Below are 19635 nucleotides of genomic sequence, written 5' to 3'. Positions count from 1 at the left end.
CCTCATAGTCCGGCTTGAGCGGTCTGTTGCGCAGCGCTCGAAAGCACGTTGCGTTTACATACTTTGGCTTCGACTTTCTGTGGTGCTGTGCCTGCTTCCGGTCCCTGGATTTCGAGCGCCAGCAGTTGCTGGCCAGCCCAGTCCTCGTCTTCACGCAGCTGGAAGGCGAAGCGTCCGTCGGTATCGGCGGTGTTCGGTTTTTCGATCTTCACGTCTTCGTGGCGACCGTTCATGTACCAGAGACGGGCCTGAAGGGTTTTCACCGAGGTGTCGGCGAAACGGATGTCGATCTGGTTGTTGCCGTTGCGAATGTCTTTGATGCCGTTCTTGCCGTTGACCAGCACTTCGTTGTTGCCCGGCTTGAGCGTGGTGCTGGCGCTCATGACCGCCGGCTTGCCTTCGCAACCATTGCCGTCCAGCAACGCCATCATCTGGCGATAGATGGTTTCCTGGTCCAGGCGATACAGCGGCGAGAATTCCCAGATCAGGATCTTCGGCGGACGCTGCTGGAAGTCTTCGCTGCCCAGGTACTGGATCATCGCGCCTTCCAGACCACCGCCGGGGAACGCTACGTTGAGCACGTCGGCGCTCATGTATTCCTGCAGGAAGCCGCCGAAGTTGTAGTTCTTGCCACTGTGGCTGGTGCCGACCAGGGTAATTTCCGGGTTGCCGGAATCGCCGAACAGGTCGCCGTCGCCGGCTTCGCCCTTGGGTTCGGTGCTGAACTGGTCCATGTACTGGATTGCATAACTGGTGCCGCAGAGCTGGCCGGCCATGTTGTGCAGAGTGCCGGTCTTGCCCATGCGCCCGGTGACCTTGCTCTCGAACTCACGCTTGGGAATGTCGTTGTAGGCCGGGATCTTTTTCACGGTCTCGGCCACGATTTTCGCCGTACGCTGCGCGCCATAAGGCGTCCAGTGCTGGTCGCCGCGGAAGTAGAAATCGTGAGCCTGCTGCTCGTTGGTCAACGGCGACAGATCCGGCACCCAGTAACCCATCTTGCTGAAGCGACCGAGCATGGCCTGGTAGTTCTTCAGCGCGGTGTCGTAGTTGAACTTGTTGCGTTCGGTTGGCAGCAACTTGTTGCGATCCACCAGACCACGGGTTGGCTGATACACCACTACCAGTTCCACACCTTTGCGCTTGAAGGCATCGTGCAATTGCTTCATGCGGCGATAGCCGGCCGGCGTGGTGTCGAACTCGGTGCGCAGGTCTTCCTGAGTACGGAACAGCCAGTCGCCTTCGGCCTGTACCAGGGTGGTGAAGTTCTGCTGGTAACGGGTGACGTAGTTCTTCGCATCGTGAGCGGCCGGGCACAGTTGGCAGCACGGTTCAGCGGTGAACGATGGCGCCTGGGTGTCATCGGCACGCGCCGCACCGGCCGCTGCCATGAGCGCGGCGGTGAGGCCGGAGAGGCCCAGGAACTTGATCAATTGTGCTTGCATGGCAATACCCTTCCTCATTCCCGCAGCTCCGACTGGCTTTCGACGGGATCGATCAATACGGCTTTCTTCTGGCGGACCAGCAGGTCGAGGATTTCATCCTGGCGATCACCTAACACACCGTTGAAGGTGATGCCCGCCGCCTTGGTGGGAGCCAGCATCGCTACGCGATACAGCTCCACGCTCAGCGGGGAGTCGATGGACAGCGGGCCGGAACCATTGCTGGTCAGCTCGCCACCGACCACGATCAGCGAGACCTGGGCGTCGAACGGGTCGAGCTGGATGTCACGGTCGGTGTCGGTCAGGTCCTTGATGTGCCCGTAGACGCCCATCAGGCCGTTGGCTATCGCGACGTTTTCGTACAGCTTGATGTTCACGCTGTTGCGCACGCGGATGCCGTGGCGACGGTTGGCGATCACACGGTTGCCCCAGAGCAGGTTGTCGCCGCTCTCGTACAAGGTGATGCCGTCGGTGTGGTTCTGATAGATCTCGTTGTAGGCGACGATGTTGTTGACGCTGTTACGGTCCAGTACCACGCCCGACAATTTGTTGTTGTGGCTCTTGTTACGGAAGATGAAGCTGTTGTCCACTTCACGGGAAATGATGATCCCGTGCTTCTTCTTGGTCCCGTACACATCGTTTTCGGCAATGATCAGACCGTGGGAACGGTCGTGGGGGTCGATGCCGTAAACAATGTTGTCGCGGTAGACGTTGCCCTTGACCACGAAGTCGCGGGTTTCGTAGCAGTAGAAGCCGTACCAGAAGTCCGAGAACTCCGAATCGATGATCCAGCCGGTCGGTTCCGGACGCTTGAGCACCTTGGCGGTGTTGGGCGTGTACTGCGAAATACTGATGCCGTACGACTTGCTCTGGTCATAGCCCATGCTCGCCATCTTGGTGTTGGCGATCCAGGTTTCCGAACCACCCCAGGTCAGCACGAACGGGCGGAACTCGTCAGGCTTGCGATACGTGGCCAGGCTGTTGCGCGACTCACTCCAGGCGTTGACCTGAGTGTGAGTGATCAGCAGCTTGCCTTCGCTGACCAGGAACGAGCCTTTTTCCTGGGACAGGCGCAGCTCTTTGGTCTGCTTGTCGATCTCGAAAATCCCGGTTTCCTTGACCAGAATCGGTAGGCGCGCCACGTAGACGCCCGGCGAGACTTCGCTCAGGAATTGCTTGGGGACTTTCTTCGCCAGGTCCTGCAGATTCACGTAACCGTCGGAGATGATGATGGCTTGCGGGATGCCGCGCTGACGCTCCACCCACTCGGCCATCTTGTTATCGCCGCCGATGAACTCCTTCAGGCCGATTTCTTCCATCATCCGCGTGACGGTGACCTTGCCCGGTTTGTTGCGCACGATCTTTTTCAGCGCCGCCTCGGCGGTGTAGCCGCTCAAATCAGGCAGAACCGGCTTTTCCATCGCCAGCGGTTCGGCAGGCGGACTGCTGATGGTGTAGGTCTTGGCCTGTTGCAGCTCCTTGACTATGCCTTTAGCCGGACTGACTGCGACCGGCGTGTTGGCCAGCGCCGCGGTGCTGGCGACCAACAGCGCGCCGCTCAACACTGCGCTTTCGAGCAGAGCGTGCGGCCAGGTGCGGTTACGCACATTGCTTGCTTGACTGTTCATCTATCGCACTCCTTGGACGGTTTGCATCAGAAGCGCCAGATGACGTCGACAATGGCGCGGTGCATGTATTCATCCACGCCGTTGTGGTAAGCATCGCCAGGCTTGAAGACGCCGGCACGCAGACGCACCAGAGCCGATGGCTCGTCGAACGACTGGCTCACCGCAGCGGGCAGCAAGCCACCCTTGAAGTACTTAGTGACTACCAGATCCATTTCCTGACCCAGGTCCTTGCGGCCGTCTTCCAGCGGCAGCGAGCTGAACGTGCCGTCGAGTGCGCCAGCGCCGTCGCGGTTCTCGCGCACCGGGTTGACGCCCGCGCCGCCGATACCGGAGTTGCCGTCCACGCGACGGAACTTGTGGTAGATCAGCGATGCGTCGTACTCGTCGTTCATCTGCCAGGAGGCGAACAGCGAGCCGCTTTCCACGTTGGCCATTTCGCCCTGGAACGCCTCGCCGAAGCGGTGAACGCGCGAGCGGGTACCGGTCCAGTTCGAGCGGTTGCTCTCCAGACCGTTCTGCTCGTAGTCCTTGCTGGCGCGGGAGTAGGCGGCGCCTACTTGCCACTGGGGATCGACGCGCAGACGCAGGCCCAGGTCAGTTGCCCAGCCGCTGACATCGCGTTTTTGCCTGGCGCCGGCTTCATATTGATCGCTGGTGCCGTCGACCAGATTGGCGCCGGTGCGAGTCCGGTCACCGTTGAGCCAGGTGACGCTGCCCCAGTAATTGACCGTGTTGGTGTTGCGGTAGTTGTAAGCGTCGCTGTTGGCCTGCAGACCCAGCCAGGTAAGCTTGCCGTTCTCGATCTTGTCCAGATCGTCGAGGCGCTCGCCCTCATTCTTCAGGCTGCCGTCATCCTTGCTGTAATGAGCGCGGACGCCTGCCCAATGGCCGGGCAGCCACTGGTAGCTGACGTCACCGAACAGGTGCATGCGGTCTTCGCCTTCAGGCGAGAGTTCGGTCAGGTCGGTGCGATATTCGCTGAAGCGCTGTGCAGCGCCCACATCGGCACGCAGCAGCGTGGTATCGAAGACCCAGTTCACCGCCTCGATGTTCACGTCGTGCCACTGGCCGTCGTCATTGCGCAGGCGCTGGCGACCGACCTTCAGCAGTTCGCCGGGGTAGGGCGTGAAACCGCTGTAGCCGACCCAGAATTCCCGCAGTGCGGCATACGATTTGTCGACTTCACGCTCGCTGGCGTTGCCGCGAGCCTGGGTGGTGCCTTCGCCGTCCGTCGTTGCCTGTTCCAGCGGGTCGGTCTGAATGGTGTCAGTGGCGGTCACCACCTGGCCCATTGCATAACCGCTCCAGTTGCCGCGTTCGCCGTAGACCCAAGGGCGCAGGTCCAGACCCAGACCATTGACGTCGCCGCCCGAGCGAGTGCCCAGATCACGGTCGTCTTCCGCCTGAGCAGTGACTTTCACTTCCAGGCCAAAATTCTGTGCTTCGGTCAGCGCTGCCAATGTCGGGCAGGCCCAAAGCAGGGTGAAGCCCAGGCCCATGCCCGCGGCCACCAGGGGTTTCAACTTCATAGTGCTTCCTCACCGTCTTTTTCTTCTTGCAGGGACTGCATCACCAGCGCGTTCTGGCTGGCGGTAGCTCCCCGTACTTTTTGCTCGCGGGCCAACAGGTCCTTGGCGACGGCGAGTTTTTCAGGCGGCAGTTGTGCGTTCAGGGTTTGCGCAAGCTCAACAGCCTGCGGGGTCTGATTGGCGAGTGCGAGCTGGCTGAAGACCCAGGCGTTGACCGGATCCGGCTTGGTGCCCTTGCCCTGGGAGAACAGCTGCGCCATGGCGAAATCGGCGCTGTTCTGACCACCGCGAGCAGCGATCAGCAGCTCGTCCACGGCTTTCTGCGGGTAAACCTGGCCCAGGTAACCGCGGCGGTAGATCTGGCCGAGGTAGTAGTGGGCAGAGATTTCAGTCGCAGCGGCGCGCTTGAGGTGTTCCTCGGCCTTTTTGGCGTCTGGCGTCACCCACTTGCCTTCGTAATAGAGCTTGCCCAGCAGCAGTTCGGCACGCGGTTGGTCCGCGGCGCGACCGTTGTCGAGGTATTCCATCATCTTGTCGACGTCACCCAGCTCCGGGAAGTCGTACAGCAGCTTGGCCAGGGTGACCCAGGAAATCGGGTAGCCCGGAGCAATGCCTTCGAGCAACTGCTGAGCGGTTTTCGGGTCCGGCGTACCGACTTCGGCATCGCCCAGCACGCGAGCGACGCTGTCGACGCGCTGCGCATTGACGCGGCCGGCGGCATGGGCGCTCTTGAGCTGTTCGATCAGCGCAGTCTGCTGCTCGGTCTGGCCACGCTTCTGGTAGACGGTCGCCAGTTCGACGTAGCAGATGTCGGTGGTCGTCAGCGCCTGTTTGCAGATGCTTTCGACCTGGTCCAGGTGCTGGTCGTAGGTGCCCTGGGTGCGATACAGCAGCACCTGAGCCAGGCCAGCTTCCGGATAACCCTGGGCGCGCCATTGATCGATCTTCTGCTGCGCGTTCACATTCGGGAAGCTGTGCGGATATTGCAGATACAGCATTGCCAGCGACAACAGAGTGCCGGATTCGCCGTTGGCGAAGGCCTGCTTGAGCAGGGCCTCCGCTTCCTGACGTTCGGCGTCGGTGGCATCAGGCTTGGCGGCCAGCAGACGCCCCAGGCGCGATTGCGCCCGTGGCGAAGTCTGAGCGGCTGCGCGGTAGGTCGCTTCCGCTTCCTTGAGCTGCGCAGGGTCGCGCGTGGCCACCTGAATATCGGCCAGACCGACCTGTGCATCGCTGTAGCCCAGGTCCGCCAGCTGCCGATAATTTTGCTCGGCCAATGTGGTGTCGCCGTTTTTCAAGGCTTCATTGGCAAGGCGTTGATCAGGCAGGCCGGCACAGCCGCTCAGGCCGAGCGCGACGGCGAGGCTCAATAGCGTGGGGGTCGACAGGCGTCGTAGTGGGCTGGTCATGGTTACAGACCTGCAGCCATGGCTTTGTCGATCAGCCAGTTCATCGAAGGACCACGGTCGCTGACCACTTCAACTGGACGGCCGGCGAGCGAGCTGCTCAGGCTTTCGTCAGGCTTGATCTGGACACGGATGTCGGTGGCCAGGTCGGCGTCGTTCAGGTTGGCGCTGCTGATGATCTGACCGGTACGGGTGCGGTCTTCGCCGGCAACCTGGAAGCTCACGCGAGTGCCTGGTTTGACGTCGTTGAACTGGCGGTAGGTGAAGCGTGCTTCAACAGTGGCCGGAGCATTGCGTGGCACCAGTTGGAAAACCACCTGGCCTTTGGATGCGAACTGACCGTCCGGAACCAGCTGGCGAGCAACGACGCAGTCACATGGGCTGGTCATGGTGCCGTTCATTTGCTTGCCGTAGAGCTCTTCGATCTTGGCAGGCTGCAGGTCTTCACCGGTCAGGCTGCCTTTGAGCATTTCCAGCATGCTGGTGTTGAAAGTCGCCAGCGGCGCGCCTTTGGTGGCTTCGCTGTTGACCGGTACCAGGCTTTGTACGGTGCCTTCGCGAGGCATGGTCACATCCATGCTCGGTACGGATACCAGGCCAGCCGAGGCGTGGCTGACGAAATACAGGCCGTAAACAGTCTTGAAGATGAAACCGAACGCTGCCAGACCTACCAGGAAGATGCCCAGGCTGAACACCACGGCGCGGATACGACCCGCCGTGCTCATGCCGCCGTCGCTGCCCTTGGTCTTGCGCGCCTTGGTGAAGTTGTCGCGCTGCAGGGTGGCGAGTACTTCGCCCATGCTGACGATGTCACCGGACAAGTGCGAAGTGATCAGGTGGCGCAGGGTCGCGATGTCCTGAGCTTCCAGGTTCTGGAACTGGCAACCGACGCGGCCGGTGCTCGAATCGATGGAGCGAACCTGCAGGTCCACATCCATCGCCAGACCCAGGTTGTCGATCAGGAACTGCAGACGGCCCTTGAGCACTTCACCGGCCTGCAGGCGACGCTGGCCCGGAGCGATGAAGCTCAGACCGCCGGCGGACAGGTCTTCGATACGAACCAGAGGTGCGTTCGGCTCGTCGAGCAGGCGCAATTTGGCTGGGATCTTGACCCGGGCGTGTTGGCGCTGGGCTTCGGATTCGTGTACGACGTTTACATTCTTCACGGCTGTATTCATGGCTATTTTTCCTACTTAATCGATTTAATCCATTGGCCCGGTCAAACCATCGTCAACAGCACAGCGACGAAGATGGTGCCAGCCGAGAAAGTCATGGTCCGGGACGACCAGGTGTTGAACCAACCTTGAAAGCTGGCCAGATCGCGGCTGAGTTTGGTGTCCTGGCGCGTCCAGGACTGGCGATCCAGGCGGAAGAACACGTAGATCTTCATCAGGGCGCCGACAATCTGGTTGTAATAGAGAATGATCGGGTAGGCCGGGCCTATCCTGTGTCCCGAGCACGACAGCAGCAGCGTCAGAATCAGGCGGGTCATGCCGATCCACAGCAGGTACATCAGCAGGAAAGCGCCGCCGTACTTGAAGCTGGCGATGATCGCGACGGTCAGGCCGAGGATCGAAGTCCACATCGACACACGCTGGTCGAACAGCACCACGCTGGTGAACAGACCGAGACGACCGACGCCCAGGCCCAGAGCGCGGGAGTTCTGACGCAGGTTGTTGCCGTACCAGCGATACATCAGCTTGCGGCTGGCCTTGAAGAAGCTCTTCTCGGGCGGGTGCTCCACTGTGTTGATCGCTGCGTCAGGCACGTAGAACGTGTCGTAGCCCAGGCGCATCAGGCTGAACCAGCTGGACTTGTCGTCGCCGGTCAGGAACCGGAAAGTGCCCAGACGCCAGTGCTTGAGCGAGTCGCTTTCCACGTCGGCGATGAACTCAGGGTCGGTCACCACCGTGGCGCGAAACACCGACATCCGGCCGGTCATGGTCAGAACACGCTGGGACAGCGCCATCGAGCACATGTTGATGTGACGCTGGGCGAAGCGCAGCTTGTGCCACTCGCTCATGATGTAGCCGCCACGCACTTCGCAGAACTCGTTGGTGGTCAGGCCGCCGACGTTGTCGAACATGTGGAACCACGGCACGGTCTTGAGCACGACGCCTTCGTTCAGCACGGTGTCACCATCGATCACCGCCACGACAGCGCGGTCATCCGGCATGTGGCGCGAGATGGCGCGGAAGCCGTAAGCCAGGCCGTCACGCTTGCCGGTGCCGGGAATGCGCACGAAGTCGAGTGTCACCCGATCCGGCGGATTCATGCGGGCCCACAGGCTCTTGACCAGCAGCTCGTCAGACATCTCCACCAGCGAGCAGACCACTGTGGTCGGCAGACCGCAGTCGATCGCTTCGCGAATCACCGAGCTGTACACCTGGGCGGTGGTCAGCGCGTCGATCCGGAAGCTGGTGACCATCAGGAACACATGGGATGGATCCGCAGCCTTGCCCAGCTTGCGAACCTTGCGGCGCAGGCGAGGGTAGACGATGTACAGAAAGATCATCCCGCGCACGAAGTGCGTGATGCCCATCGAATAGCGCCAGATGCCCACGGCGCCAATCAGGAAAATAAAGTTCTTCGACTGAGAGTCGAAGATACTGGTAGGCAACGCCGTAGCGATGCCCATTAACAAACTTAGGTAAAACAGCCAACCGGCGGCCTCTAAAAGGCCGTGCTTGAGCCTCTGCATATCGGTATCCCTGAGTCAGTTGCAAGCCTCAGGCCCCAAGTTTCAAGCACGGGGCTTGAAACTTGTGGCTTGGAACTTGGCGCTTGTGGCTTGCGGCTGATTTACCAGCAGATCCCTTCGGCCTGGCCGCTTTCGCTGGTGCTCTTGGACATGAAGCCCACGAGATCCACAACGTGCTTGCCAGCCGGGGTTTCGTTGGCAAGAGAGCGGAAACGCTCGTCGCGGTTACCCAGGATGATGACGTCAGAGTTGTTGATGACTTCGTCGAAGTCGGAATTCAGCAGCGAGGAAACGTGCGGAATCTTCGATTCGATGTAGTCCTTGTTGGCACCGTGAACGCGAGCGTATTCAACGTTGGCGTCGTAGATGCTCAGGTCGAAGCCTTTACCGATGAGCATTTCGGCCAGCTCTACCAGCGGGCTTTCACGCAGGTCGTCGGTACCGGCCTTGAAGCTCAGACCCAGCAGGGCGACTTTGCGAGTGTCGTGGGCGGCCACGATGTCGAAAGCGTTCTGTACCTGGGAAACGTTGCTGCGCATCAGCGAGTTGAGCAGAGGCGCTTCCACGTCCAGGCTGCCGGCGCGATAGGTCAGGGCGCGAACGTCTTTTGGCAGGCACGAACCACCGAAGGCGAAGCCTGGGCGCATGTAGTACTGGGACAGGTTCAGCTGCTTGTCCTGGCAGACCACTTCCATGACTTCACGGCCATCGACGCCGCAAGCCTTGGCAATGTTGCCGATCTCGTTGGCGAAAGTGACCTTGGTCGCGTGCCATACGTTGCAGGTGTACTTGATCATTTCGGCAACGGCGATGTCCTTGCGGATGATCGGTGCGTCGAGTTCTTCGTACAGCGATTGCAGTACGTCACCGGAGGCCTTGTCGAACTCACCGATAACGGTCATTGGCGGGTGATCGTAGTCTTTGATCGCGGTGCTTTCACGCAGGAACTCAGGGTTCACTGCCACGCCGAAATCAACGCCGGCTTTCTTGCCCGAGCAGTCTTCCAGAATCGGGATGACCACGTTGGCGACAGTGCCTGGCAGAACGGTGCTGCGAACCACGATGGTGTGGCGGGAAGTCTTGTCACGCAGAACGTAACCGATTTCGCGGCAAACCGATTCAATGAAATCGAGTTCCAGATCGCCGTTCTTCTTGCTTGGCGTACCGACGCAGATCATCGAAACGTCAGTGGCGCGAATGGCTTCGGAGAAGTCCGTAGTACCGCGCAGTTTGCCGTTGCGGATACCTTGCGCCAGGAGGTCTTCCAGGCCGGGTTCAACGATAGGCGATTTGCCGTTATTGATAAGGTCGATCTTGGTGCTGGAGATATCTACACCCACAACATCATGACCACGTGCAGAAAGGCAACCGGCACATACTGCACCGACGTAACCCAAACCAAAGATGCTGATACGCATCGTACTCTCCTCGATTTCACGCCAAAGTTGGCTGGATATTAATTTTGGCCAGCAGATATCACACGTCAGTGGATGCGGGCTTATAAAGTCCACATAACTAACGCAGGCATATTTAATAAGTGAGTGCCTAAATCAATGAGGCTGACTCAATGGCACTAAGTGCAAGCGGCAAGTGTCCTGTCCCTGTTGGGAAGGGCCCTGCTCTCTGAGTGTGGTGAACCACTCCTTTAGGGCAATACCTGAACTCCCGATCTGAAAACCCATGGGCTAGAGCCCTGCGCGTCCAGCTCGTGTCCTGCTCGATACACCTTTCCGGGGCTTGGCCTGGCTACCTTATTCAACTTGTGATGTGCATTTAACCTGGTACCTACAGCCTTGATCCTGAGATCAAACTTCGTCGTCGGTAACTTCCCTTTGTCTCGCCTCGTTGTAAGTGATCTCTTACAAGGTTGGCGAGAATTGTTACGGGATGTAGGAGCGTAACGTTTGGCGATAGTTCCAGGCCGTTCGTCCTCATTTCGAGATTCAATCGTATCAACGCGATTACAGACTGTGGTTGCACAATGATGGCAACTACGACGCAAGCCCGATTCTGTAAGGGTGAAGCGGCGTAGCTACGGTTTTGCCATCACGAGCGGCTTGCGATGCGTCCCACAAAAAAAAATTTAAGTTTTTTTCGTATCAAACGAGGGGTCGAATACACATGCTGTTTTTTGACGTTTGGCTGGCGTCAGATTCCCGGCAAATCTGTATTTTGCACGGGTATTTAAGCGGTATTTGCGCGGTATTTGGCTTACCGCGCTTGAGGGTAACTTCTATCGTTCGGGGGTATCGCGCAGAAAAACGAGCTTGTCCGGCGAGGACTGTTCGGCACTGTATCGGTAGCCTTGAATATCAAATGACTTGAGCTGTGCGGGGTCGTTGATACGTTCGGAAATCACGAAACGACTCATCATCCCGCGTGCCTTTTTCGCGTAGAAACTGATGATCTTGTACTGGCCGTTTTTCAGGTCCTTGAATTCGGTGTCAATGATTCGTGCATTGAGCGCCGAGCGCTTTACCGCTGAAAAATATTCGGTGGATGCCAGGTTCAACAGCACGTCGTCACCCTGGTCTGCCAGTGCCTGGTTCAGCCATTCGCTGATCCGCGTGCCCCAGAACGCATAAAGATCCTTGCCACGCGCATTGGCCAGGCGCGTGCCCATTTCAAGACGATAGGGTTGCATCAGGTCCAGTGGGCGCAACAGGCCGTACAACCCGGACAGCATGCGCAGATGGTCCTGCGCATAGCTGAGTTCGGCTTCATCCAGCGTTTCAGCGTCCAGTCCCGTGTACACATCGCCCTTGAAAGCCAGCAGTGCCTGCTTGGCGTTATCCGGCGTAAAAGCCGGGTTCCAGCTGCCGAAACGTGCGGCATTGAGGCCCGAAAGCTTGTCCGAGAGGTGCATCAGTTCGCTGATCTGCGCGGGCGTCAGCTCGCGGAGCTGAGTGATCAACTCCTGGGAGTGATCCAGATATTGCGGCTGGGTATAACGTGCAGTGGTCGGCGGCGTCTCGAAATCGAGCGTCTTTGCCGGAGATATCACCATCAGCATGAAATCGTCTCCTTTGATCGAGGCGCGATTCTAGGGGATGGAGGCGCGTGACTCCATCTATGGTGGCGATAGCAGGCCTGAGGCATCGTTGCCGCATGCCGGATGCGGACCGCAGATCGGCTATAGTGCCGGCGTTGCGTGATGCGGTTGATTGAAGGAGAGAGTAGTGGGTTGGCGTATCGTTCTAGCAGTGTGCGCGTGTCTGTCGGGGCTTACAGTGCAAGCGGCGCCACCGGTCAGCGCGACCATGGACCGCAGCGTGTGGCCTGAGCGCCTGGAAACGGCGGCGTTGTTCGACGTGGCATCGCGCGCGGAGATTCTCGCCTTCGCCCATGCGTTGTACCTCAGCGAAAAACTCGATGAAGAAGGGCTCAAGCGCCGCCTGGGCCTGCGCTTCGTCAATCTGTCTTCGGTGAATGTCGTGCGTCACCGACTGTGGCAGCGTCTGCTGGATAACTACCAACATGCGCAAAAGAGCTGCGGCGAAGATGCCAACTTCTGCGTGCTGGTCGAAGACATGGAACAGCTGCGTCAGCGCGCCGAGGAATATGTCGTCTCGGGTGATTCGTTCTATGCGGCGTGGGCTCAGCCCAGCGCGGCATTCCATGAGCGCTATCTCAACGAGCTGCTGTATATGGCGGCGCTGTTCCCGCAGACCAGCAGCGAGATCGAGCGCTACAACTCCGACGAGATGAGCGGCGATGAAATGCCGGATCGCACCTTCATGCTCAACTTCGACAGCGGCCCGAGCGCAGCCAATGGCAACACAGACTGGCTGGCCGACTTCATGCGCCAGCAGAAGATGACCGCGACGTTTTTCGTATTGGGCAAGAATCTTCAGGAGCGGCTGCAAGCTTCCTCGGCGGGCAGCCTGCAGGCGCTGTACCGGCAGCAATGCGTCGGCATACAGGGCTGGGAGTATCGGTCGCACAGCCAGTGGACAGGCTGGCAGGATTCAGTGCAACGCACCCTGAGTCTGGTCGAGCAGGTGTTGCCGGATAACTTCGTTCCCCTGTTCCGTCCGCCTTACGGCCATCGGCGCGCCGACAGCGGCGAGTTCTTTCGCTCACAGCATCTGCGCGTTTCGCTCTGGAATATCGACGCGAAGGACGAAACCGGCCGGCTTACCGCCGAGCAGATCAGCGACCGTGTACTGACCCTGATGCTCCTCTGGCGTCGCGGGACAGTGGTTTTCCATGACACGGCCAACAAGGCGCAGTCGGCGCTGCCGCTGCTGCTTGCCAATACCTGGCAGAGCGAGCTGATCTGGGACGACTGCCGCAACCTGTACGAAGCACCTGAGCCGGAGCCGGAAGAAGCGCCCGAGCCTGAGGAAGTGCCGGAAGCTGCGTCTGATGAGTCGTCCGAGGAGTCGACGGAGCCCGCAGAAACGCCGGCCACCGAACCCGAAGAGCAAGGCGGGAACGTGCAGGAGGAGGGGAGTGAACAGCAGCCGCAGGAGTGATTCGCAGAGCAATCCGGGCAGTAAATGACATGAGCTGACTTCGGACTGTAAACGCGTCCGGAACGTCCGCCAAGCGCTATTCGTCAAGCTGTGAAATAAACTTCAAAAAACTGTCAAAGAGCTTTTTCCTGTCATCTGTTTTGCTGTATTACGAAGACAGACCGCCGAAACCTGCAACACAGGTGGCGTCCTCCAAGACCCACCTTGAGCAATATCTTCCCTGCCTTAAGGGAAGACCCCGGCGGCCTTTCCGTGGCGCAGCTTTGTGTGGTTCTGCGCTACCTGGCTTCTGAAAAGGTGAGCGAGTATGGATGATCACGGACGCACCCCCTCCACCAACCAGCCTATCCTTTACGTGCTCGATACCAACGTATTGATCCATGATCCAAATGCACTGCTGAATTTTGAAGAGCATCACGTCGCCATCCCCATGACGGTTCTGGAGGAACTGGACAAACTCAAGGACGGCAAGCACTCGGTCGCCGCAGAATGTCGCCAGGCCATCCGCCTGATCGATAAGACGCTGGGCGAAGCCTCGCCGGACGAAGTTGAAAAGGGCGTCCCGATAGACCGCGGCACGGGTGTGCTCAAGGGCTATCTGTCGATCCTGATGAGCAAGCGCGAAGAAAACAGCCTGCTGCCCGACCACCTGAACGACAACATCATCATCAACCAGTTGATCGACCTGCACGCCCGCGAAAAGGACCTGCGCGTGGTGCTGGTGACCAAAGACATCAACATGCGCCTCAAGGCGCGGGCCTGTGGCATCGAGGCCGAGGACTACAGCACCGATCAGCTGGTGGACGACGTTTCCCTGTTGTCGCGCGGCTATCACGAAATGACCGGCTCGTTCTGGGATCGGGTCAGCAAGGTCGACACGCGCCAGGACCGCGGTCGTACCTGGCACCGGGTGCAGATGACGGAAATCCTTCCCGCAGTGCACATGAACGAATTCATCATTGATGAGCAGGGTTTTGTGGGCTGGATCAAGGGTGTCCGCAACGACGAACTGCTGATCCTGGACATGCATCAGGAACCGCTGCTGCATCAGGAAGCGTGGGGACTGAAACCGCGCGATATCTACCAGGGGCTGGCACTGTTCGCGCTACTGGATCCGGATATCCACCTGGTCAACCTGTCCGGCGCCGCCGGTTCGGGTAAAACCATCCTGGCGCTGGCCGCCGCCATCGAACAGACCATGGTCACCAAGCGTTATCGCCGGATCATCGCCACCCGCAGCGTGCAGGGCCTGGATCAGGAAATCGGCTTTCTGCCCGGCACCGAGGCAGAGAAAATGGAACCCTGGCTCGGCGCGATTACCGACAACCTCGAAGCCTTGCATATGGATGACGAAAACACCCATGGCAGCGTCGATTACATCCTCAGCAAAGTGCCGTTGCAGTTCAAATCCCTTAACTACATCCGAGGCCGCAGCTTCCAGCAGAGCCTGATCCTGATCGACGAATGCCAGAACCTCACACCGCACCAGATGAAAACCATCATCACCCGTGCTGGCGCCGGTTCCAAGGTGGTCTGCCTGGGCAACCTGGCGCAGATCGACACCCCCTACCTGTCGGCCACCAGTTCCGGCCTGACCTACCTGACGGAGCGCTTCAAGGACTTCCCCAACGGCGTGCACATCACCCTGCAAGGCGTGCCACGCTCCATCCTGGCTGAATATGCGGAGAGTCATTTGTAACAGTTAACCCTGTGGGAGCGGACAAGTCCGCTCCCACAGCAATTGAACTGAGCCTGTGGGAGCGGACTTGTCCGCGAAGGCGTCGGCGAAGGTAAAACAAATGGGCCGCCTGCTCCGGCCCTTTCGCGGACAAGTCCGCTCCCACACCGCGCCGCTACAGGTTTACAATCCGGGCTCCGGTCAAGGAGTCATCCCGTGCTTACACATCTCGATTCTCAAGGTCGCGCCAATATGGTCGACGTTACCGACAAGGCTGTGACGTCCCGTGAGGCTGTGGCTCAGGCGCGGGTGCGCATGTTGCCCGCTACCTTGCAAATGATCGTCAGCGGCGGTCATCCCAAAGGCGATGTGTTCGCTGTTGCTCGTATCGCCGGCATCCAGGCCGCGAAGAAAACCAGTGACCTGATCCCGCTCTGCCACCCGCTGATGCTGACCAGCGTCAAAGTCGAGCTCAACGCCGAAGGCGACGATGCCGTATCGATCGTGGCGCGCTGCAAGCTTGCCGGTCAGACCGGTGTGGAAATGGAAGCGCTGACCGCCGCCAGCGTAGCCGCGCTGACCATTTATGACATGTGCAAGGCCGTGGATCGCGGCATGGTCATTGAGTCCGTGCAACTGCTGGAAAAACTCGGCGGCAAGAGCGGGCACTTCATCGCCCAGCCCGCGGAGTCGGCGCAATGAGTATTCAGGTTCAATACTTCGCGCGCTATCGCGAGGCGCTCGGTCTGGACGGCGAACAGGTTGACGGCTCGTTCGCCAACCTCGACGCGCTGCGCCAGCACTTGTTGCAGCGTGGCGAAAACTGGCAGGTGCTGGCCGAGCAGAACCTGATGTGTGCCCGCAATCAGGAACTCTGTTCACTGGACGAGCCATTGCAGGACGGCGATGAAGTGGCGTTTTTCCCCACCGTGACCGGAGGCTGACCATGGCCGTTCGCGTTCAGGCGGCACCCTTCGATCCGGGCGTCGAGGTCAACGCACTGCACGCTGCCAATGTCGGCATCGGCGCGGTGGTCAGCTTTGTCGGCTATGTACGGGATTTCAATGACGGGCACGAAGTGTCCGGCATGTTCCTGGAGCACTATCCGGGCATGACCGAAAAAGCCCTGCATAAGATCATCGCCGAGGCCGAAGCCCGCTGGCCCTTGCTGCGGCTGGAGGTATTGCACCGGGTCGGTGCGCTGGAGCCTGGCGAACCCATCGTCTTTGTCGGCGTCGCCAGCGCCCACCGCCAGGCCGCGTTCGAGGCCTGCGATTTCGTCATGGACTACCTGAAAACCCGCGCGCCGTTCTGGAAGCGCGAAAATACCGCACAGGGCCCGCGCTGGGTCGAAGGGCGTCTCAGCGACGAGCAAGCCGCGCAACGCTGGAAGTGAGCGACGGCCCCCAGCGCAATTCGCAGGATCGTTCAATTAAAACAGCCTGATACCTACAGTTATCCGTCTTCCGGCAGATACGCACTGTGCTGTCTGGCTGCGCTCGCTTTCGCGAAACCGGTGTTGCAGACAGGTTTTCCGAAAAAATGGAGTAGGTACGTGAAGAGATTGCAACAGGGGTTAGTAGCAGGGATGACGACAGTTGCACTCGCACTGATCAGTGGCTGTGCGACGGAAAGTTCGCGGGCGCTGCCCGTGGCCAAGGTAGAGAGCGCGAGTGTTGCCTACAGCGGAACTCGCCATCCGGTGGCGGTCGGCAAGTTTGATAACCGCTCCAGTTACATGCGCGGAATTTTCTCCGACGGCGTCGACCGTCTCGGCGGTCAGGCCAAGACCATCCTCATAACTCACATGCAGCAAACCAACCGCTTCAATGTCCTGGATCGGGACAATATGGCCGAGATTCAGCAAGAGGCGACCATCAAGGCCACTGCTCAGCGCTTGAAGGGCGCCGATTATGTGGTCACAGGCGACGTCACCGAGTTCGGTCGCAAAGAAGTAGGCGATCAGCAACTGTTCGGTCTGCTGGGTCGCGGCAAGTCGCAGATCGCTTATGCAAAAGTGGCGCTGAATATCGTCAACATCAGCACGTCGGAAGTGGTCTTCTCGACCCAGGGCGCGGGTGAATACGAGCTTTCCAATCGTGAAGTCATCGGCTTTGGCGGTACCGCCAGCTATGACTCGACCCTTAACGGCAAGGTCTTGGATCTGGCCATGCGAGAGGCCGTGAACAATATGGTTCGCGCGCTCGACAGCGGCGCCTGGAAGCCCACCGCCAACTGATATCTGAAACGGAATTTCAAGTTTATGAGCAGTATGAGTGTCTCGTTGCGCCTGGTCGCAACATCTGTAGTGGTGGGCCTGTGTGCCACCGGTTGCGTACAACAGCCGAAAACCCTGTACCAGTGGGGCAGTTACCAGCCTGAGGTATACGAGTATTTCAAAGGCGAATCCAAGGAAGCCCAGGTCATCAAGCTGGAAGAGGATCTGCAGAAAATCCGTGCATCCAACGCTACCCCGCCGCCGGGATATCACGCACAACTCGGCATGCTCTATGGCAGCTTGGGCAAGGACGATCAAATGGTGCAGCAACTGCGTACCGAAAAGGCTCTGTTCCCGGAGTCGGCCACGTACATGGATTTTCTGCTCAAGAATACCCAGACAGGAGTCGTGAAATGAGCCGTGCAATTCTGAGGGTGGCAGGTACTGTGTTTGCCCTGGCCGTGCTGACAGGCTGTGTCGCACCGAAGACCATCGACTACTCGGCTTTCAAGGAAAGCCGGCCACGCTCGATTCTGGTGCTGCCACCTGTGAACGAGTCGCCGGACATCAAGGCAACGTACAGCACATTCTCCCAAGTGACCTATCCGCTGGCGGAGTCGGGCTATTACGTCCTGCCCGTCGCTCTGGTCGATGAGACTTTCCGCAACAATGGCTTGACCAACGCCAATGACATTCACGCCACCTCGCCAGCCAAGCTGCGCGAGATATTCGGTGCGGATGCTGCCATGTATGTCACGGTGAAGCAGTACGGCACCAGCTACATGGTCATCTCTAGTCAGACGCTGGTAACGGTCACTGCCAAGCTGGTGGACCTGCGCACAGGCGCTGCCTTGTGGACCGGCACGGCTTCGGCGTCCAGTGATGAAGGCGGGAATAACAGTGGTGGCGGGCTCGTGGGCATGCTGATCACTGCAGCCGTCAAGCAGATCATCAACAGCGCAACCGATGCCGGCCACCCGATTGCGGGGATCGCCAGCAACCGTCTGCTGTCGGCGGGCCATCCAGCCGGCCTGCTGTACGGGCCGCGTTCACCGAAATACGGTACGGATTGACCTGCCAGAGTCGTCCCCTGGCGCAATGTGCAGGGGACGATTGCCGTTTGGCTCAGCGTGGAGTTACTGCGGCTGGGCTGGCTTGCGCACCACTGCACGCAACAGCTCGGTCGGCGGCGTTTCGCAGCTGATCTTGCGGCCCAGCTTCTCTTCGATGGCAGGCAGCTGATAGGAATCATCTTCACCTGCGAAGCTGATCGATACGCCGTCGGCACCGGCGCGGCCGGTACGGCCGATACGGTGCACGTAATCATCCGGTACTTCCGGCAGGGTGAAGTTGATCACGTGACTGATGCCATCGATGTGAATGCCACGGCCGGCCACGTCGGTGGCGACCAGCACGCGGATCTTGCCTTCGCGGAAGCCTTCCAGCGTCTTGATACGCTTGTGCTGCGGAACGTCGCCTGACAGCTGCGCGGCGTTCACGCCGTCGCGTACCAGACGTTCTTCGATACGGCGCACTTCGTCCTTGCGGTTGGCAAAGACCATCACCCGTTCCCAGCCGTTATCCGTGACCAGGTTGTACAGAAGCTTGTATTTGTCTGCCGCTGCTACCGCGTAGATATGCTGCTCGACGTTCTCGCTCGCCACGTTTTCGGCTTCGATCTCGACGATGGCGGGATCGGTGGTCCACTGTTTGGCCAGGTTCATGACGTCGTCGGTGAACGTCGCGGAGAACAGCAGCGTCTGGCGCTCACCCTTGTGCGGAGTCTGGCGAATGATCTGCCGTACCTGCGGGATGAAGCCCATGTCCAGCATGCGGTCGGCTTCGTCGAGCACCATGACTTCGACCATGTCCAGATGGACTTCGCCGCGCTGGTTGAAGTCCAGCAGACGGCCCGGGGTCGCGACCAGAATGTCGCAGTGACGGGCTTCGAGTTGCTTGAGCTGTTTGTCGAAATCCATGCCGCCGACGAACGTCATCACGTTGAGGTCGGTGTACTTGGTCAGGTTGGCCGCGTCCTTGGCGATCTGCACCACCAGCTCGCGGGTAGGCGCGATGATCAGCGCGCGTGGCTCGCCCATGTAGCGCTCGCGGGGCGGCGGCGTCTGGGTCAGCTGGGTGATGATCGAAATCAGAAACGCGGCGGTCTTGCCGGTACCGGTCTGGGCGCGGCCGATGGCGTCACGACCCTTGAGGGTAAAGCCCAGAACGCCCGCCTGAATGGGTGTGCAGTAGGGAAAGCCCAGGTCCTGGATGGCATGCATCAGTTCAGGGGCGAGGTCGAAGTCGTGAAAGCGGGTTTTACCTTCCATCGGTTCGACGACGAAATCTTCGATCTTCCACGGCTTGACGGGCGGTTTGGGCGCACGTTCACGGCGCGGGCGCTCGGTTTTCGGTGGCGCGACAGGGTCGGGCATGGCGATAGCGGGTTCGGCGGCGGCTTCGTTCGCAACGGGTTCGCGCGCAATGGCCGGGGCCGCAGCCTGCGGAGCGGGGGGCACTACGGGGCTCGGCGCGGGCTGCCCGGCCTCGCTTTT

Annotated in this window: 15 protein-coding genes and 2 pseudogenes; 8 read left to right on the top strand and 9 right to left on the bottom strand. The window is 59.6% G+C overall.

The features are described 5' to 3' along the window. Positions 1 to 2 precede the first annotated feature (2 nt). The 8 genes from J3P77_RS17875 to yaaA all read right to left on the bottom strand — a co-directional run bounded on the left by J3P77_RS17875 (position 3) and on the right by yaaA (position 11719). Positions 3 to 1445 (bottom strand): alginate O-acetyltransferase AlgX-related protein, encoded by a 1443-nt coding sequence (locus J3P77_RS17875; protein WP_434677909.1) that lies wholly within the window; start codon positions 1443 to 1445, stop codon positions 3 to 5. Between the two features lie 14 nt (positions 1446 to 1459). Then, complete coding sequence (gene algG, locus J3P77_RS17870; RefSeq protein WP_434677908.1) at positions 1460 to 3070, bottom strand: mannuronan 5-epimerase AlgG; 1611 nt, start codon at positions 3068 to 3070, stop codon at positions 1460 to 1462. 26 nt (positions 3071 to 3096) lie between these two features. Then, positions 3097 to 4599, bottom strand: coding sequence for an alginate export family protein (locus J3P77_RS17865; protein ID WP_434677907.1), 1503 nt, complete (start codon positions 4597 to 4599; stop codon positions 3097 to 3099). Further along, complete coding sequence (algK, locus tag J3P77_RS17860; protein WP_434677906.1) at positions 4596 to 6008, bottom strand: alginate biosynthesis TPR repeat lipoprotein AlgK; 1413 nt, start codon at positions 6006 to 6008, stop codon at positions 4596 to 4598. The genes J3P77_RS17865 and algK overlap by 4 nt, the downstream gene beginning before the upstream one ends. A 2-nt stretch (positions 6009 to 6010) precedes the next feature. Then, the gene (locus J3P77_RS17855; RefSeq protein WP_434677905.1) at positions 6011 to 7183 is read right to left on the bottom strand and encodes a PilZ domain-containing protein; all 1173 of its coding nucleotides are present in this window, start codon (positions 7181 to 7183) and stop codon (positions 6011 to 6013) included. A 41-nt stretch (positions 7184 to 7224) separates the two neighbouring features. Continuing rightward, the gene (alg8, locus tag J3P77_RS17850; protein ID WP_434677904.1) at positions 7225 to 8706 is read right to left on the bottom strand and encodes a mannuronan synthase; all 1482 of its coding nucleotides are present in this window, start codon (positions 8704 to 8706) and stop codon (positions 7225 to 7227) included. 101 nt (positions 8707 to 8807) lie between these two features. Continuing rightward, positions 8808 to 10124 (bottom strand): nucleotide sugar dehydrogenase, encoded by a 1317-nt coding sequence (locus J3P77_RS17845; protein WP_434677903.1) that lies wholly within the window; start codon positions 10122 to 10124, stop codon positions 8808 to 8810. 815 nt (positions 10125 to 10939) lie between these two features. Continuing rightward, positions 10940 to 11719 carry a peroxide stress protein YaaA gene (yaaA, locus tag J3P77_RS17840; RefSeq protein ID WP_434677902.1) on the bottom strand — a complete coding sequence of 260 codons (780 nt, stop codon included), beginning with the start codon at positions 11717 to 11719 and terminating at the stop codon, positions 10940 to 10942. A 151-nt stretch (positions 11720 to 11870) separates the two neighbouring features. Here yaaA and J3P77_RS17835 point away from each other — a divergent pair. The 8 genes and pseudogenes from J3P77_RS17835 to J3P77_RS17800 all read left to right on the top strand — a co-directional run. Beyond that, positions 11871 to 13052: pseudogene (locus tag J3P77_RS17835) on the top strand (polysaccharide deacetylase family protein); the annotation flags it as partial. Positions 13053 to 13491: 439 nt separating this feature from the next. After that, entirely contained in the window at positions 13492 to 14883 is a 1392-nt protein-coding gene (locus tag J3P77_RS17830) for a PhoH family protein (RefSeq protein ID WP_434677901.1), read from the top strand. Between the two features lie 195 nt (positions 14884 to 15078). Continuing rightward, a complete protein-coding gene (gene moaC, locus J3P77_RS17825) occupies positions 15079 to 15564 on the top strand; it encodes a cyclic pyranopterin monophosphate synthase MoaC (protein ID WP_434677900.1) in 486 nt (161 codons plus the stop codon). Next, entirely contained in the window at positions 15561 to 15806 is a 246-nt protein-coding gene (locus J3P77_RS17820) for a MoaD/ThiS family protein (protein WP_434677899.1), read from the top strand. Before moaC ends, J3P77_RS17820 begins: the two co-directional genes overlap by 4 nt. A 2-nt stretch (positions 15807 to 15808) precedes the next feature. Then, the gene (moaE, locus tag J3P77_RS17815; protein WP_434677898.1) at positions 15809 to 16258 is read left to right on the top strand and encodes a molybdopterin synthase catalytic subunit MoaE; all 450 of its coding nucleotides are present in this window, start codon (positions 15809 to 15811) and stop codon (positions 16256 to 16258) included. Positions 16259 to 16450: 192 nt separating this feature from the next. Next, complete coding sequence (locus J3P77_RS17810; RefSeq protein WP_434677897.1) at positions 16451 to 17101, top strand: CsgG/HfaB family protein; 651 nt, start codon at positions 16451 to 16453, stop codon at positions 17099 to 17101. 24 nt (positions 17102 to 17125) lie between these two features. Further along, positions 17126 to 17497: a DUF4810 domain-containing protein gene (locus tag J3P77_RS17805; RefSeq protein WP_434677896.1), complete on the top strand. Its 372-nt coding sequence runs from the start codon at positions 17126 to 17128 to the stop codon at positions 17495 to 17497. Beyond that, positions 17494 to 18153 (top strand): DUF799 domain-containing protein, encoded by a 660-nt coding sequence (locus tag J3P77_RS17800; protein ID WP_434677895.1) that lies wholly within the window; start codon positions 17494 to 17496, stop codon positions 18151 to 18153. Before J3P77_RS17805 ends, J3P77_RS17800 begins: the two co-directional genes overlap by 4 nt. 63 nt (positions 18154 to 18216) lie before the next feature. Here the strand turns inward: J3P77_RS17800 and rhlB are convergent. Further along, positions 18217 to 19494, bottom strand: a pseudogene (gene rhlB / locus J3P77_RS17795) (ATP-dependent RNA helicase RhlB); the annotation flags it as partial. Positions 19495 to 19635: the final 141 nt, after the last annotated feature.

It is taken from the genome of Pseudomonas sp. R1-18 (assembly GCF_051132095.1).
In the GTDB taxonomy this organism is placed as follows: Bacteria; Pseudomonadota; Gammaproteobacteria; order Pseudomonadales; family Pseudomonadaceae; genus Aquipseudomonas.
Note: the sequence above shows the minus strand (reverse complement) of the source record. Positions and strands in the feature narration are given on the sequence as shown.